The following is a 16,422-nucleotide window of genomic DNA, read 5'->3' as shown; positions in this document are numbered from 1 at the left end:
CCCGCACGATCGTCCACTTCCCGTTTAATTGGTAAAGCTTGGTTATAGTATTTCAATGCTGATTGCGGTTGTCCAATTCTGAGGTACACTCTACCTATATTATTCAATGTAGTAGATTCCCCATTGCGATCGCCAACTTGCAGCAGAATTGGTACGGCTTGGTTATAGTATTTTAACGCTTCCTGTGGTTGTCCAATGTTGGCGTATACTGCACCAATATTATTCAATGTAGTAGCTTCCCCCGCACGATCGTCCACTTCCCGTTTAATTGGTAAAGCTTGGTTATAGTATTTCAATGCTGATTGCGGTTGTCCAATGCTGAGGTACACTCCACCTATATTATTCAATGTAGTAGCTTCTATCATCCGATCGCCCACTTCCTGCAGAATTGGTAAAGCTTGGTTATAGTATTTCAATGCTGATTGCGGTTGTCCAATGTTGGCGTACACTCCACCTATATTATTCAAAGTACGAGCTTCTATCATCCGATCGCCCACAGCCAGCAAAATTGGTAAAGCTTGGTTATAGTATTTTAATGCTTCTTCTGGTTGTCCAATGCTGAGGTACACTCCACCTATATTATTCAAAGTACGAGCTTCCCCATTGCGATCGCCCAGCTTCTGCCAAATAGGTAAAGATCGGTTATAGTATTTTAATGCTGATTGCGGTTCTCCAATGGTGCTGTATACTCCACCAATATTAGTCAAAGTAGTAGCTTCCCCCTTGCGATCGCCCACTGACTGCCTAATTGGTAAAATTTGGTTATAGTATTTTAATGCTGATTGCGGCTGTCCAATACTGTGGTACACTAAACCCATATTATTCAAAGTAGTAGCTTCCCCCGCGCGATCGCCCATTTTCCGCCAGATTGGTAAAGCTTGGTTATAGTATTTCAATGCTTCTTGCGGTTTTCCAATACTGTGGTATGTTCCACCAATATTACTCAAAGTAACAGCTTCGCCGTTGCGATCGCCCACTTGCCGCCAGATTGGTAAAGCTTGGTTAAAATATTTCAACGCTGATTGCGGTTGCGAGATCGTTTTGTACACTGTACCAATATTAGTCAAAGTACGAGCTTCAATCGCCCGATAGTTTACTGCCCACAAAATTGCGAAAGCTTGCTTCAAGTATTTCAATGCTTCTTGCAGTTGTCCAATGCTTTTGTAAAGTTCACCAATATTATTCAAAGTAATAGCTTCCGAGTTGAGATCGCCCACTTCCCACCAAATTGATAAAGCTTGTTTGTAGTATTTCAATGCTTCTTGCACTTGTCCTATACCGGCGTACATTGCACCAATATTATTGAGTGCTAGAGCTTCATGTTGTCTCTCTTTAAATTGTCGTGCAGTGGCTAAAACCTGCTGCCATGTTTCTATTGCTTGTCGCGGTTGCTGTTGCCTTGCTTGCTCTATGAGTTGCTTTAATTTTTCAAGCTGTGAATTTTGACTTTGCGCCCAACTCGGTTGCACCATCACCGGCAGAGTCAGAGGAGTCAGACACACACCCAAAACCAAAACACTGCTAATAATTCGTTTCATTCTTTTCATGATTTACCACTGACGATTAATAGAATAGGCATCTGAATTTGGACTTAGGCGTATTATACTTTTACTTGCTGTTCTTGAATGCTTTGATATTGCCAAAATAATTGTTATAATTAAATAACCAAGTTGCTGTTATGTCAATTCATATTATTCAGAAGCTGTATTCATAAAAGTCATGATTTAAAGCTATGAGGTTCATCAGTCTGACGTTCTTTTTCAATTTTCGCAATAATTTCATCTATTTCAGCAAAGACTTTAGTCAATTCTTTAGCTTTTTCAAGCGATCGACCAACGGTGATGGCAAGAATTCCAACGGTTCGTCAAAATTATCAGAAATTGTAATTAGTCCTTTGTCGCTGCCAAATCTGCTGTATTTAGGTGAGTATTATTCAATTTTATAGACAGTTTCTGGTTTTATTCCTGGTTTGATATCTTTGATTTTACTTTGTTTAGATTGCATTCTTTGTCTGAGATAAATTGCCGATATTAGGTCAGACCAAGTAAATTTTTCAGGCAGTCGATCGATTAAGTTGCGGACTTATTATTGAAGATTGATGGTTTCCATCGGTTTTAGTAAAGAGAGTTTGCTTTTTAATTGTAGTAGAAGCGAACTAGGAGCGATCGGGCTTTTTGCAAAAGTCTGGCTCCTCCCGCAGTCCGGCAGGGAATTAATTCCCTGCCTCATAGCGAAAGTCCTCGCTTCCGAGGACTGCAAGATCGATCGAGAATGATGCAAGGTATGAATTGAAACAGACAGAAATTACGCGCTCCCACCAAAGAAACCGGGTTTTTATCGAATCTGCCGACTGCAACGAATATTGTCGTAAAAAACCCGGTTTCTAGCCCCCCGCGCACAAATCTTAACTCTCCTCTTCAGTCCTCGGAAGCGAGGACTTTCGCTATGAGGCGGGGGTTTTTAACCCCCGACGGACTTAATGCGGAGTCGCTACAATTGTCACCGTCATTTTTGTTGATTAGAGCTCTCCAGAAAAGCCAGTCTTGAACAGGCTTTCCGGCCTGTTCCACAATAATTATTGGAGAGGTATATTGATTAGGTACGATCGCACACAACTTCAAACACACCCCCTGGAATAAACCGACACAAAGCCCTCCGCCGATCGTCCGCATCTTGGCGATTGACAAAACGCGCAATTGTATAGTGCTCAGCATTCGGTAAAATTCGGACGATCGCCCAAGAAGTGCGATCGCCCTGCTTTGACTTTTCAGGTGTTTTCGAGATCGAATTTGAGTTGAGTTCGATCGCGGGGCGATCGGCGATCGTCGGAGAATTTGCTTTTCTGAGAGTGTTGAGGTAGCGGGCGATCGTACTTCCTTTGAGATTCGCCCCGACGCGCAGAATCAGAAACACCGCAAAGCTTTCGATCTCTGGCCCTGTCATGCGCGCGCGATCGGCCTCAAAATCTTCATCAGAGTAGCTGCGGATACCCGACAGCAGTTGCGTAATGCCAAAATCATTCAAAGCTTGTTGATAGCCGCGGTTATATTCGCTGCCGTCGCTCACAGGCTTTACCATAGTAATAGTCTCCTTTTATGTGGATTGTCTCCTTGTATTTGGGGAACCATCAGCCAGCGCGGGCCCGACGAAAGTTCAGCGCTGGCTTTTGACTTTTTGAAACTATAGCATAGATATAGCACACATAAATGCTTTAAATGAGCCAAACTCGACAGGATGGTCTAGATACAGCACAATTACGATCGGCTTATACTAAAAAATAATGAATCTCTGATGACCAAACGCTTAGCGACCTATTTAGCCGATGGAATCTATGACATCCTTGAAGAGTGGGCAAGTCAAGAACGCCGTTCAGTCAGCAGCTTGTCAGCATTCATTTTGGAGCAAGCAGCCAGAGAACACCAAAAGGAAATGAAACAACAGTCCCCACCATCCAATGAGAAGCAGGAGAAGAGTTGAGTGGACGCATCAAAGCCAAAGAAACCGGGTTTTTTGCGGTTTTTGCCGGCTGTAACGAAGTATTTGGCAAAAAAACCCGGTTTCTGACCACCCGTGCGTCCACTATATGAAATTTATCGGAATCGATTTAGGTTGGAGTTCAGCAGCAAGCGGTTTGTGCTGTTTGAATTGGCAAAATAACCAATTAGAATTAATAGAGTGCGATCGCCCCCACTGACAAGACTAAAACATTTCGACATAAAGCCAGAGGTTTGAAACATAAATTTTCGCCCCTCTGCCTACCCCCTAAATCTCTCGCCCAAAAATTACATCACCCGTTTCCTGCTGGTATACGGACAGTGAAAATAGACCCTTTTCCCGCTTCGCTTTCTACCAAAATTTCCCCGCCCATCATCTGACAGTAGTAGCGACTAAGTGTCAGCCCCAATCCGGCGCCGTCGTAAGGTCGCGCTGCTGAAGAGTCAGCTTGCACAAAAGCTTCAAACAATTTGTGCTGTTGTTCTTCCGACATTCCAATTCCGGTATCTTTAACCGATAAACAAATCCAATCCGAGTCTTGAACATTCGGCAGGGGACAAGCGATCGCCCCAGAAGGAATTTCATCGGCAGCCATTGAATCGTCAATCGCCTCACGCCCTGCTGTATTCAATTTTCCACTTCCTGCAATGCGCTTCACAGTCACTTTCACCCTACCGTTTTTGGTGAACTTCGCAGCATTACTAAGCAGATGTATCAAAACCTGGCGCACTTTTTTGAAATCTGCGTGCATTATGCCCACAGTTCGATCGCACTCAATCTCCAAAACATTGCCATTTTTCTCTACCAACGGTTTCGCGGCACTCGCAACATTGTCAATCAGGGATTCGATGTCAAACTCCTGGATTTCGAGTTTCATACTCCCCGCTTCAATTTTTGACAAATCAAGGATATCGTTAATCAAAGATAGCAGATGCGCGCCTGCTTTTTCAATCTTCTGCAAGTCGGGTACAAACTCATCAAATCCCGCATCCTGGGCATCTTCTGAAAGTAGTTGACTGTAGCCAATAATCGCATTTAAAGGCGTCCGCAATTCGTGGCTCATATTTGCTAAAAACTGGCTTTTAGCAGTGTTAGCTGCGACGGCGACTTCCTTAGCTTGTTCTAATTCTTTTGTATGTCCCGAAACCCGCTCGATTAGGTGATTGAGAGAGGCCGCCAGAGAGCCGATTTCGCCTTGTCCGGTGACGGGTGCTCGCAAGTCAAAATTAGACTCAGCAGCTACTTGTTCGGCCACCTGAGTGACGCTGATCATAGGTTGAGCGATCGCCCGACTCGTCCGGTAAGCCACCATTCCAGCTACCACTACCGACAGCAGCATACTAAAAATAATTATGGCTTTTTCCATGCCTTGGGCGTCTTCCATCACTTCACCGCCTTGGCCCTCTTGCTGCTGGGCAATATCGAGGATTTTGCTCAATTCCTCAAGGCTGCTGTTGAGCTGTTTTACACCTTCTCCGCTTTCGATTGCGAGCAATTTTCTAGCCGACTCTATCTCCCGAGGCGATAGTTGCGATTGCTGGATTTCCTGCAAAGTTGACTTGAGAGTATCGGCGTAGGATTCTAAATTTTTAGTGCAATCTTGCACTAAAAGCTTGAGAACTTCCGGTTTTGCTGCCAGCCAAGCGGGTTGGCTGTCGGCAAAATTTTCTATACGCAACCGCAGATTTTTTGCCTTAACAATACTCTTAACCAACTGCTCTTCTTGCTGTTTTAGCTTGAGCGAATTATCTACAAAAGAATCTAGCTGTGAACCCTGCAATTGGGCCGCCAGCGCTGCATCTTTAAAATTGCCTAGCAATTGCGCTTGTAGGTGAGCATCATTGAATTGCTTTAATCCTTGTCCTTGGTAATAATCGGCAATCACCAGTCCGCTCAGTGAACCCAAAAATCCGATTCCTATTGCCAGCAAATACCCGTAGCCAATTTTTTTATGGATAGGCAAACTGCCAATTTTAGATGGCAAACTTTGGCTGACTTTTAAGGATAAATTTTCGACAAAATCCTGGTTGGATTTTTTTTTGCTGACTGTTTCGACAGAAGCCACTTCTCCGGAAATAAAAACTGGCATCTGTTTACCTAAATTGGTATTATTTTGGTTAACCTTTCGCGTTTTCACGTTTTTATTCGACGGGTTAAATGGTTCTAAGTCTGAATTCAATTCCCCCTGGTTTTCACAAACTGCAACCGATAAACTTGCTTCATGTCCTGTTTTTTTTAGCAAGTTAATTTTTGACATATGCAACCCCTGTCTTCTGTTAAAATCTACCACGCTCTTAATTTCTCCAAACGGAAAAGCTTGTCTATTTGACCGTAGACATCTGCGAAAAAGCATCTGAAACTCTGGTCGAGTCAGAGGAGAAACTTAAATTCGGTTGATGTCTAAGAGATAATTAGGCTGTTGAGGACTGTTGCCAAATTACTTTTTCGACTCGTAAAAGTCTGCAGCAGGCAAAAAAAATAAAAACTTATCCCCGCAGTGAATTATCCCTGCGTGGAATGTTACAGGCAGAAAATTGTCTCTGACCTGTTTTGCCTGTGATTCGCCCAAAGCTGATATTGTCTGTTGACAATGCACCCGATTCCTTAGCTTTGGGCTTTGGCTGCCAGCAATGCGACGATTGCTTGACGGTTTTTGTTGAGCATCCGACAACTTCATAGCACAGAATGTCACAAATGCGGCAGCCGATCGAACTTTTGCACCCTGGCGATCGACTTTTGGCATTGTTGCCCCGCAAAGACAAGTCTGAGGTGAAGTGCCGTTAGTTGAGTATAACTGTAGGGCTCGCGAAAAGAAACCCGGTTTCTGCGAGTCAATCGATGGCGCGATTTTAGATTTTAGATTTTAGATTTTAGATTTTAGAATTGAAGCATTGACCCGACGGATAAATACGTTCGGCAAGTTTTATCGGATACAGGTTTTTTATTTCTGGACGGATGAATCCGGGGTTTGTATCCTGAATGGTTTCTGTCAATTTTTGGCGATTGCGAGTTCTGCAGTTACGGTAGTCAATTCGATCGCCAGTGCTAGCTTACCGTCTCTACCCAAAGCTTCATCGGCCAAGTGTACCATCCAGCGATTCGGCTTGGCTTGCGGTCTGGCTGCGAGCACCAACGCCCAAGCTTCCCGTTCTTTGCCACGACCCAACAGCGCAGCACACACAGTCAAAGCTGTGGCCGTTGAACGGCTGATCCCACTTTGGCAGCACATCAGCAAACTGCCTCCCTGCGACGACATTTTAAGGGCGAAATCAATAATTTTCAGTACATCCTCAAGGGTAGGCAAGATTTGATCGGGGTCATCAACGGGGGTGTCGAGGTCGTTAAACTCCAGGCACATTCGGTTTGGGATTTGATCAAAAGTTTTGGGTTCGGGGACGCCTGGGCTGCCGATCGAGATCAAGTATTTAATCTCGCGTCGCGCAGGGCGCTCAACAATGTATTCGCTGGCTTCTGCTTGCGAAGCGATCAGGATTTTTGGCAGTTTTTCACCCGACAAATCTGGGGAAACAGAGGGAGCAAAATCAACTGTTTCTGCCTCAGTGCTGACATCCGCCAAGTATTGGGCAGCCAGCGCACGAACGTCAGCAAATTCGGGATTTAAAGCTGTTTCCAGAGCAACAATAGCAGCCGTGGAGCCAATGTGACCGAGGGATTTAACAGCCTTTTGGCGCACTCCAGAATTTTCGTCCCCCAGCAGCCGCACCAAACCTGCCACAGCTTCCTCAGTCCCTATTTGCCCCAAAGCTGCAGCAACTCTCCACCGCACATAAGATTCGCTGTCGCCAATTGCGCTCGCCAGTCCCGCGACCACCATTTTTGGCAATTTCGCATCTCCCTCTGTATTGATGTTCCCAAGGGCAACCGCCGCCCTGCCGCGCACGAAAATATCTCGATCCCAGAGCGACCCGATTATGGCCACCATAGCCACCTCGCTGCTGATTTCCCCCAAGGCAGAAACTGCACTGCCGCGCACGTCTGAATCCTCATGGTTGAGGGCTTCCACCAGTCCCGCCACAGCCGTTTCCGTGCCGATTTGTCCCAAGGCCTCGGCGGCCCTCAAAGAAACTGCATAGGAGTCGGGATCATCGTGAAGCAATTCTACTAAGCCGGGTACTGCTTCAGAATCGCCGATTTTCCCCAAAGCCGCCGCCGCCCTAGCGCGGACGATGTGATTTTCGTCTCTGAGGGCATTCAGCAGGCCGGGAACTACCTCAGAGACGCCGATTTTCCCGCAGTTGACTGCTGCCCGCCAGCGCACTTCGGAGTCTGGGTGTTTGAGGGCTTTCAGCAGCGCGGGGACGGCTATTTTCGGGTTAATTTTGCCCAAGGCCCAAACAGCCCAGGCGCGCACTCTGGACTCTGGGTGTTTGACGGCTTTGAGCAGTGCTACGGCGGCTGGTTTCGAGTCAATTTCTCCTAAAGCCCAAGCGGCCCAAGCTTGGATTTGGGAATCTTTGGATGGGAGCGATCGGGCTAATTCAATTACTGCTGCTTCAGATCCGATTTTCCCGATCGCCCGAATCCCCTCCAGGCGCACTGCACTTTCTTTGTGGTTCAATGCAGCCACCAGTATCGGAATTGCCATATCCGAACTTGTGAGGGCCAGCAGTTGAATTTTGAGTAGGGGCGAAGTGGGGATTTTGTCGATTAATTTTATTGTGGCTATTTGAAATTCTGGCTTTACCGTTCCTGCTAGCTTTGAGCCGAGTTTTAAATTTACTTTTAGAGCTAATTTTACTGCCCGCAACGCCAGACTTTGCTGTTCTACTTGCGGCAATATAGTCGCCAAGGTGTGCATCCCTTGTTTTTGTTTCAAATATTTTTGATGGAATTGAGCATCGCTGAGTTCGGGTAGCTCTTGGATGAGGCTTGCTGCTGAGGTCACTGATTTATCCTAATATTTTGGCGAGCGGTTGAGATTGCTCTTTTAAACTGTCTGTATAAAAAAATATGGCGTCTACAAAATGCTACTTCAAAAAAAAAGCTTGCACCACTTCTAAAATATGTCTTATTCCACTGTTTTTGCAACTCCCCAATTATTAATTATCGGGTTTGTTTGGGCGATCGGCTTGACAATTAGTAGCGCTTGCTGCTTGGCATTGCTGTGCTATTAACGGGCATAGCTCTGCTATATCATTTTATACTCACATCTTGCACCATTGTCAGCAACAGGCAAGATGCCTGTTCCACAAGAAATTTCACTCTTTGTGGAACAGGCATCTTGCCTGTTCATAAAAGCTTATTGAGAATGGTGCCACATCTTATTTTATACCAACTTGGTTTTAAATAGCGATCTGCTCGGTTGAACCCAGCCAACCGCCAACTGCTTGATTCCGGGACAATCTCTCAACGAGCATAGGGCCCTTTTTTCAAAACCTTAGCCAAAGCGTTATCGTTATCTCGCAAACCTTCGTAAAAAAACATCACTTCTCCTTGAATGCCACAAGAGCGGTTGTAAGCAATTACTTGCAACAACAGTTCGGGAGTTATGCTATATTTGCTGCCTCGATTCGTCAACAAAATACCGGGCGACACGCACTTTACTTGCTGCCCGCTAAGCTGTCCCGAAATCATTTTATCGACCAATTGTTTGTAAGCATTAAAATCGCGGCGATAAAACTGCGGGTGAAACATATCCACCAAATTTTTGTCAACCCAAGCTTTAGAATCTTGCAAATATTCCACCAGTCCCCAGTCATAAGGACTCGGTGACATCGATAGCAACAAATCAGGATTAATCGCTTTCACTTCTCGGTATAAACGAGCCACAAACTCAGTAATAATATCAGCACGCCACTGCAGCCAATGTTGCTCTTTACAATCCGATGGTGCTGCTTTACCACACTCTTCTCGATAGCGTTTAACGGTTTTTTCGTCGTAACCGCCTTCTACCGGAAACGCAATGCGATCGTCTCCTTGAACCCCGTCTACCGGATAATTCTTAGCAACTTCCAACATCAACCCCAGCACAAAGTCTTGCACTTCCGGGTCAAGAGTATTCATCCAGTCAAAGTTATTTTTCTTAAGTAAATTGCCGCTGGCATCACGGGCGCTCCACTCAGGTTTTTTCGCCAGCAAATGACCGCCGTTGAGATTGTAAGAACTCACAAAGCCGTATTCAAACCAAGGAATCACTTTTAAACCAACTCTCTTGGCCTCAACAATTAATTCTGCCAAGGGGTCGCGACCGCGATACCGCACGTCAATTTCCGCCCCAAATTGTTCGCACATAATTTGAGAAGGATAAGCCGTAAAACCCCCGTTCCAAACTACAGGAAAAACTGTATTAAATCCCGTATCGGCGAGAAAGTCCATTGCGTCAGCAATTCGCTGTTTTGAGGTGAGAACTTTGCAGTCTGTGCTGGGTATCCAAACGCCGCGAATTCCACCAGGATTGTCAGCCGCTAACGAACTTGGCAGCCCTGATGGATTTGGTGCAGAAAATCCAGTCGCCAACCGCTGTTGGAACGAAGAGACCAAACTGCGAATTGCAGATTGGAAAGGTGTGAAAAATCGCATTTATTTATTCTTTTTTTGTTGTAAGGTGCGGAGTACGCACGCTACGTTATTAATTTGTAGAACCCGATATTATTTATGGATAAGGTGCGCCGAAGCACCGCCTATATTATTTTTGAATAAGGCGCGGAGTACGCACCCTATATTGATTGGTAGCACCCAATATTATTTATGGATAAGGGGCGCCGTACACGCCCCAAAATTGTACTATCCAGCGACAGCAGACAACTGCTGGCTCAAAGCTTCTTTCAAAAGTTCTGCCTTATCAGTTTGTTCCCAAGGCAAATCTAAATCAGTGCGTCCGAAGTGACCGTAAGCCGCCACATCTTGATAGAAACGGCCGCCTCTTTCAGCAGGCAAATTCTGCAAGTTAAATGCCTGAATGATTCCCGCAGGACGCAGTTCAAAATGCTGCTTCACAACTTCCAAAAGGCGATCGTCATCAACTTTCCCAGTGCCAAAAGTTTCGATCATCATGCTAACAGGCCGCGCAACGCCGATCGCATAACTCAACTGCACTTCGCACTTTTGGGCCAAACCAGCAGCTACGATATTTTTAGCAACGTAGCGACAAGCATAAGCTGCGCTGCGGTCTACCTTGGTGGGGTCTTTCCCAGAAAAAGCGCCGCCGCCGTGGCGGGAATAGCCACCGTAGGTATCCACAATAATTTTGCGGCCCGTCAAACCCGAATCTCCTTGAGGCCCGCCGACGACAAATTTGCCGGTGGGGTTGACAAGGAAGCGAGTTTCTGCATCCGGCTGCACGCTAATATCGGCAAACACGGGTTCGACAACAGCAGTCCAAAGGTCTTCTTTGATCTTGGCTTGAACTGCGGCCGTTTCTGTGATGTCGCCGATCGTTTCGGTGTGCTGGGTAGAAATTAAAATCGTATCTATGCCAACGGGTTTGCCGTCCTCATAGACTACTGTAACTTGGCTTTTGCCGTCGGGACGCAGGTAAGATAACTGACCGGTTTTGCGGACTGCTGCCAGTTGACGGCAAATCCGGTGGGCTAAACTAATCGGCAGAGGCATCAATTCCGGCGTTTCGTTGCAAGCAAAGCCGAACATCAAGCCTTGGTCGCCGGCTCCAATGGCGTCTAATTCCTCTTCACTCGATTGTTCCCGGCTTTCGTGGGCTGTATTCACCCCTTGAGCAATATCGGGAGACTGAGAATCAAGAGCCACCAACACTGAGCAACTATTAGCCGAAAAGCCGTTGTCAGCGTGGATGTAGCCAATATCGGCTATTTTTTTCCGGGCTAATTCTATGTAATTTACCTGAGCTTTAGTGGTAATTTCGCCCGTCAGCAGCATTAAGCCGGTGTTGACGACAACTTCTGCTGCGACGCGGCTTTTGGGGTCTTCGGTCAGTAAGGCATCTAAAATCGTATCGGAAATTTGATCGCAGATTTTATCGGGATGCCCTTCAGTGACCGATTCAGAGGTAAACAGGTAGCGGCGTGACAATGATTATTTCTCCTTAGATAGGGGCTCTTCCTGCGCGACCTCGACGACCAACGAGTTATTTTTCAGGTAAAGGCCAAGAAAGATCGCGTCTGGGCTACCGTCGAATTTTTGTCGGTCTGCAGAGCCGTGTTGAAGCAGGGTTTGAGATTGGGTAAAGTGACACTACTATAGCAAAGTCAGTTCCGGGAAGTCCCTAAAAACTTAGATTTTTTAGGATTGTCGATCGATCTTGGACACCGCTCGTCTCCCCCCTAACCTGACAAAGGTTGATGCACAGTAAGATACAGTCAGGGTATCGCCTTGCGGAACGACTATGGCAGGACTCCAAAAATTACCAAACTTGATCCAAACAGTTGCAGACCTAGAATTTCCCGGCGGCCCCATACCGCTTGACTCTCGATTTTATATCGATCGCTCAGGGGCCGAAGCCCTGGCCTGTGCAGAAATTAGCAAACCCGGAGGCCTTGTTCGTATTAAAGCTCCCAAAAAAATGGGCAAAAGTTCGCTGATGCTGCGGATAGTTCACGCGACAGTCGATCGTGCTGTGGTAACAATTAGTTGGGGAATTGCCAGCGTTGTTCCGGGGCCGGAAAATGATGCAGCAACGCTGGTACTGGCGGCTGATGAGGCTCTTTATGACTCGAAAAGGCACGGGCGCGATCGGCTCACTATGAGTACGCTTTTAAATTTTCGATTTGCTGCTGTTAATTAGCTAGTTCCGGGGGAATATAATTCGTTTCTACACATAACCTGTTGTGCATTTAATTTGTATGTTGAGGGCGGGTTCTCCTGCCCAACCCCTACTCCCCACAAAAGAAAAAATTTATTTTACTATGCAACTTAAATGCGGATTAGCTTACAAAGTCCGCCCGCGCGGACTCTGAAGAAAAGGATAGTTAAGAACTGGATTTGATGTTAATAACGGGGGACGGTTCGATCGACTACCATTGAATAAGCATCGATACCGCCAACGATATTTTTAACGTTAGTAAATCCTCGATCGGTCAACCACTGGCACATTTGAGCCGATCGCACTCCGTGATGGCACAGAACTAGGGTTTCTGTGTCGCGATCGAGTCTAGCGTCAATTTCACCAGACCATTCGGCAAACTCGCTCAGCGGAAAAGCTACAAATCCCGGCAGCGCGGCGAGTTCAATTTCGTAAGGTTCCCGCACGTCTACAAGCTGCAATTTCTCAGCATTGGTGTCTGCTAATTGGCGGCCTAATTCTTCGACTGTAATTTGAGCAAAAATTTCTGACATTTGATTAGGAAAAATTAGTCATTAGTCATTAGTCATTAGTCATCAGTCAACAGTCAACAGTCAACTGTTAACTGTTAACTGTGATTAATTGAGGGGCGAAGGCGGTGAAATTAGCTCCACAGGAGGGGTAGGTGCAGGACGCCCGTCCAACTGGCTCACGCTGTCCCTGGGGTCAAGACAAGTGGTGATTAACCGGTCAGTGGGAAAGTCGAGCCTGCCGCTCAAACCGACTACGCATTCAGAAAACTGTTGTGGCAATAAACTGCGGCGGCATCCATCGAGCACTACCAGGGGATCTGCAGGTTGAGTTCGACTTTTGCCGTTAATATTCACTACGCAAGTAGCCAATTCTTGGGGACGCCTCACCCGCCGACAGCTAGAGAGCGCTTCGACACCAGAAATCTTGGTTTTGCGATTGATTTGGAGGGCGCATTTAGATATGTCACGGGGGCGGAGGGCGTCAGCACAAGCGGCGGCGGCTGCCTCTGCCCCCACTCCGGCTTCGATTAGTTCCAGGGCGCAGACGCGATAGGGATTCCTATTGCGAGGGATTCTAATAGTGATGGCTGATGCTGGTGAAATTGGCAGTGCTGTTGCCAACAAACCGAGTGCTGCTAGCTGCGTGCCGAGAGCTAATATCCAGCGCGCGGTAGGGTTTGAGCCTGTCGGTGCTGGCTTGGGGGAAGAAGTGCGGGAAAAATTGCGGTTGTGCATGGCAGATCGAGTAGTGAGTTTTTTTGGCTGATTGGGGCGATCGAGCGATCGGCTTTTCCTTCAGAATTTACCGCACATTATGGATCGCCCTCCGGTCGATCGTTTTTTTATCGATCTTTATTTGAATTTTGACCGTTACCAACATATAATATAGAGTCTGCATAAAATTGCATACAGATATTAGAGAGGAAAATAAATGTCTCGATATCGAGGCCCCCGATTGAGAATCGTCCGTCGCCTGAAAGAGTTGCCGGGTCTAACCCGCAAAACCCCCAGACGAGATTATCCGCCTGGACAGCACGGTCAAAACCGCAAAAAGCTCTCTGAGTATGCGGTTCGTTTGCAAGAAAAGCAAAAACTCCGTTTCAATTACGGTGTGACGGAACGCCAACTGCTCCGTTACGTCCGCAAAGCCCGCCGTGTCACGGGCTCCACAGGTCAAGTGTTACTGCAATTTTTGGAAATGCGCTTGGACAATACTGTGTTTCGGATGGGAATGGCTCCAACCATTCCGTCCGCTAGACAATTGGTAAATCACGGTCACATAACTGTCAATGACCGTGAAGTCAATATCGCCAGCTATCAGTGCAAGCCTGGTGATGTGGTTGCTGTGAAAAATAGAGAGCGCTCTCGCACAATGGTAGAAGCTAATCTCAAAGACCCAGGCTTGGCTCACTTGCCGAATCACTTGGAATTTGATAAGCAAAAACTGGTTGGCAAAGTTAATGGCGTTATCGAACGCGAGTGGATTGCTCTACAAATTAACGAACTGCTAGTGGTGGAATACTACTCACGGCAAGCTTAATTTATTAGTCATCAGTCGTTGGTCATTAGTCATCAGTTGGTTGCTAGCAGAATAATTAATAATTGGGTACGAACCCAGTTATTGATTAATTGCTACTGAATAATGAGGACTAAGGACTGAGGACTAAGAATTCATAATTTTCAAAAATCCCACCCCCTAAAAAGGGATGGGATTTTTTGAAGGTTTCGCTTGTTAACTTCTTTGAGTTGCCATTTGCTCAGACGAGACTTGGTGGATGGCATTAAATGATGTCCCAGCCTCAAATTATTCCCTTAAAAAGTTTCTTCTCCGGTTGGTTCTTGGTGGACAAGACCTCGCTTTTGAAGGCGATAATTCGCTACAACGGGGTAAACAACACCGCGTATCCGATTGATCGCACCTACAGGACGATGAACTGCTAAGCCGTTCCAGGGAGAATATCTCAGGTTTTCGTTGAAATCCGATTGTTTTTCATAATCAATAATCTGATGCTTGACGGTGAGACGACCTACAATCATTTTTGGAGTTGGTTTGCGTCAATTATCTCGCAGTTTATTTGGGATTTTCAGGAGTTGGCGATCCTGGATTTATAAACATTAGGAAGCCTCGAAAAATATCAGTATAGCTGATTATTCCATCGAAGGTAAATTTACCACTATCAGAGTCTTTTGTGCAAACTACAAGAGCAGTAGGTCTATCCTTAGAATTATCGGGAACAAATGTTTCGATCACTTTAGAGGTAACAGTCCTAGGACTTACGGTATTTCTCTCATTTACCCGAAGCATAATATGTTTCAACGGCAATTCTGAGTATCGATCAAAAGTTATATCGTGTAAGAAAGTATTAACCATTATATCATCAACTATTCCGGTCACAAATCTACCATCTGGTGTTGTGATAGGAATATGAGTGAAGGGATTTTCATTCAACGTACTTCGGGCTTGCAACAAATCGTCATCCTCAGTTAATACAGTAAGATCCTCTCTTTTCTTAAATAGGCTATTTTGATCTATAGTTGCCCTTAAGAACTGTGTATGATTTGGATCGTTGATTTTACGCAATACATCGGTGTAGGATATTGTTCCTACGATAAGCTTATTGTCTCCATATACACATAGAGTCCGATATCGTCGAGTAAAATTTTGTCCTTCAGGTCTTACAGGATTCATTAAAGCCTCAAAAACATCTCCAACTCTACTATTTCTTAGAGAAAGAGTCTTGACAGGTATCGTCATAAGTTGTGCAAAATCTGGAATTTGATCGAGACGTTTTGCATGAATTTCTTTAGTGAATTTTTGCACTTCCGATTTTTGTTGAGGTGTCAGAGGAAATTCTGGCGGATATAGTTCATTGGGAGGGGTTAAAATTTTTGCTAGGTCTGTCTTGCTAATAACAGTTTTTAGCTCCCCTCTTGGTTCATCACTTTTAGGATCAATAGGCTCAATAATGGGAACGTGCCTGATCTTCCGTATGTCCATCATAGCATCTAACTTGGCCACTTTATCAGTTGGCTTTAACCACCATAATGGTCTATTCTCTTGGAATTCAGGGAACCCCTGATTAAAAAGTGATCCTGGGTTATTAATAGACATGGGTAAAATCCTCCATTGTTATTTAATTTTGACGGTAAACTTGTAAGCGAAGTTGTAAGATATCAATCGGCGTTACTACCATTTTCGGGTAAGTTTTGCCGTCTAATTGCTCTATAATAACTACTTCCTTAAATCCCAAATGTAAGTAAGCATTAATACACTCTTGCAAGGTTTGACTTTTCTCAACCAAACATAGTTTAGTTACAGGTTTCATTATTTCCGATAAAGATATACCCATTAAACTAAAATACATGGGATGAGTCAGTGTTGTCACCTGCTTTTTATCAACCATTCCTAGCAAATTGCCATCGCGATCGCAGATAGTTATATGCTCTATCGGCAAATATTTCATCGCAAATCGAGCTTGAGCTAGGGTATCTGATGGTAGTAGAGTATATGGTTGTTCCATACTACCTACTTCCGATAACGCTAAAAAGCGTTCGGCTTTCAATTGACAAAATTTTTGATTAGATTTAATGTGACTTAAGATGCTTTCGGGAGAAGCTACGCCATAAACTGTTTCGTCCTCATTGATAATCATTACTCACAAGTTAAGCTAAAAGCAC

16 protein-coding genes are annotated in these 16,422 nt (G+C 45.4%); 4 read left to right on the top strand and 12 right to left on the bottom strand.

Annotated elements, in window-relative coordinates; all coding sequences use genetic code 11:
- Window positions 1–1,538: tetratricopeptide repeat protein (locus QUB20_RS00535; protein ID WP_333242416.1), on the bottom strand; the 1,538-nt coding region annotated here is incomplete at its 3' end.
- A gap of 194 nt (window positions 1,539–1,732) precedes the next feature.
- Between QUB20_RS00535 and QUB20_RS00530 the strand changes: the two genes are divergently transcribed.
- Window positions 1,733–1,945 carry a hypothetical protein gene (locus QUB20_RS00530; protein ID WP_333242191.1) on the top strand — a complete coding sequence of 71 codons (213 nt, stop codon included), beginning with the start codon at window positions 1,733–1,735 and terminating at the stop codon, window positions 1,943–1,945.
- A 650-nt stretch (window positions 1,946–2,595) separates the two neighbouring features.
- On the opposite strand, the gene QUB20_RS00525 is transcribed toward QUB20_RS00530, so the two are convergent.
- The gene (locus tag QUB20_RS00525; RefSeq protein ID WP_333242188.1) at window positions 2,596–3,078 is read right to left on the bottom strand and encodes a hypothetical protein; all 483 of its coding nucleotides are present in this window, start codon (window positions 3,076–3,078) and stop codon (window positions 2,596–2,598) included.
- A 213-nt stretch (window positions 3,079–3,291) separates the two neighbouring features.
- Here QUB20_RS00525 and QUB20_RS00520 point away from each other — a divergent pair, with 213 nt between their 5' ends.
- Entirely contained in the window at window positions 3,292–3,477 is a 186-nt protein-coding gene (locus QUB20_RS00520) for a ribbon-helix-helix domain-containing protein (RefSeq protein WP_333242185.1), read from the top strand.
- 310 nt (window positions 3,478–3,787) lie between these two features.
- Here the strand turns inward: QUB20_RS00520 and QUB20_RS00515 are convergent, their stop codons facing one another.
- The 5 genes from QUB20_RS00515 to metK form a co-directional block, all read right to left on the bottom strand.
- Window positions 3,788–5,584, bottom strand: a complete 1,797-nt coding sequence (locus tag QUB20_RS00515; RefSeq protein ID WP_333291078.1) for a HAMP domain-containing sensor histidine kinase — start codon at window positions 5,582–5,584, stop codon at window positions 3,788–3,790.
- Between the two features lie 348 nt (window positions 5,585–5,932).
- Window positions 5,933–6,238 (bottom strand): hypothetical protein, encoded by a 306-nt coding sequence (locus QUB20_RS00510; protein WP_333054655.1) that lies wholly within the window; start codon window positions 6,236–6,238, stop codon window positions 5,933–5,935.
- Window positions 6,239–6,484: 246 nt separating this feature from the next.
- Window positions 6,485–8,401: a HEAT repeat domain-containing protein gene (locus tag QUB20_RS00505; protein ID WP_333242180.1), complete on the bottom strand. Its 1,917-nt coding sequence runs from the start codon at window positions 8,399–8,401 to the stop codon at window positions 6,485–6,487.
- 461 nt (window positions 8,402–8,862) lie between these two features.
- Window positions 8,863–10,035, bottom strand: a complete 1,173-nt coding sequence (locus tag QUB20_RS00500) for a family 10 glycosylhydrolase (RefSeq protein ID WP_333242177.1) — start codon at window positions 10,033–10,035, stop codon at window positions 8,863–8,865.
- 204 nt (window positions 10,036–10,239) lie between these two features.
- On the bottom strand, window positions 10,240–11,502 hold the full coding sequence (gene metK, locus QUB20_RS00495) for a methionine adenosyltransferase (protein ID WP_333242175.1): 1,263 nt from the start codon (window positions 11,500–11,502) through the stop codon (window positions 10,240–10,242).
- Window positions 11,503–11,815: 313 nt separating this feature from the next.
- On the opposite strand from metK, the gene QUB20_RS00490 reads away from it, so the two are divergent.
- Window positions 11,816–12,214, top strand: a complete 399-nt coding sequence (locus tag QUB20_RS00490; protein ID WP_333242171.1) for an AAA-like domain-containing protein — start codon at window positions 11,816–11,818, stop codon at window positions 12,212–12,214.
- 203 nt (window positions 12,215–12,417) lie between these two features.
- Here QUB20_RS00490 and QUB20_RS00485 read toward each other — a convergent pair whose 3' ends face one another.
- Window positions 12,418–12,765: a rhodanese-like domain-containing protein gene (locus QUB20_RS00485; protein WP_333242168.1), complete on the bottom strand. Its 348-nt coding sequence runs from the start codon at window positions 12,763–12,765 to the stop codon at window positions 12,418–12,420.
- An 84-nt stretch (window positions 12,766–12,849) separates the two neighbouring features.
- On the bottom strand, window positions 12,850–13,479 hold the full coding sequence (locus tag QUB20_RS00480) for a hypothetical protein (RefSeq protein WP_333242165.1): 630 nt from the start codon (window positions 13,477–13,479) through the stop codon (window positions 12,850–12,852).
- A gap of 196 nt (window positions 13,480–13,675) precedes the next feature.
- Here QUB20_RS00480 and rpsD point away from each other — a divergent pair, with 196 nt between their 5' ends.
- Window positions 13,676–14,284, top strand: coding sequence for a 30S ribosomal protein S4 (gene rpsD, locus QUB20_RS00475; RefSeq protein ID WP_172190738.1), 609 nt, complete (start codon window positions 13,676–13,678; stop codon window positions 14,282–14,284).
- Window positions 14,285–14,556: 272 nt separating this feature from the next.
- On the opposite strand, the gene QUB20_RS00470 is transcribed toward rpsD, so the two are convergent.
- From QUB20_RS00470 to QUB20_RS00460, 3 genes are read right to left on the bottom strand one after another with little or no spacing between them, the layout of a single operon-like run.
- The gene (locus QUB20_RS00470; RefSeq protein ID WP_333145388.1) at window positions 14,557–14,781 is read right to left on the bottom strand and encodes a hypothetical protein; all 225 of its coding nucleotides are present in this window, start codon (window positions 14,779–14,781) and stop codon (window positions 14,557–14,559) included.
- Between the two features lie 34 nt (window positions 14,782–14,815).
- Window positions 14,816–15,856 (bottom strand): CBS domain-containing protein, encoded by a 1,041-nt coding sequence (locus tag QUB20_RS00465; RefSeq protein WP_333242161.1) that lies wholly within the window; start codon window positions 15,854–15,856, stop codon window positions 14,816–14,818.
- Between the two features lie 22 nt (window positions 15,857–15,878).
- Window positions 15,879–16,397 carry a CBS domain-containing protein gene (locus tag QUB20_RS00460; protein WP_333242159.1) on the bottom strand — a complete coding sequence of 173 codons (519 nt, stop codon included), beginning with the start codon at window positions 16,395–16,397 and terminating at the stop codon, window positions 15,879–15,881.
- Between the last annotated feature and the right edge of the window lie 25 nt (window positions 16,398–16,422).

Origin of the sequence: Microcoleus sp. B4-C2, assembly GCF_036705265.1 — a bacterium.
Lineage (GTDB): Bacteria > Cyanobacteriota > Cyanobacteriia > Cyanobacteriales > Microcoleaceae > Microcoleus.
This window is presented reverse-complemented; position numbering and strand designations above follow the sequence as displayed.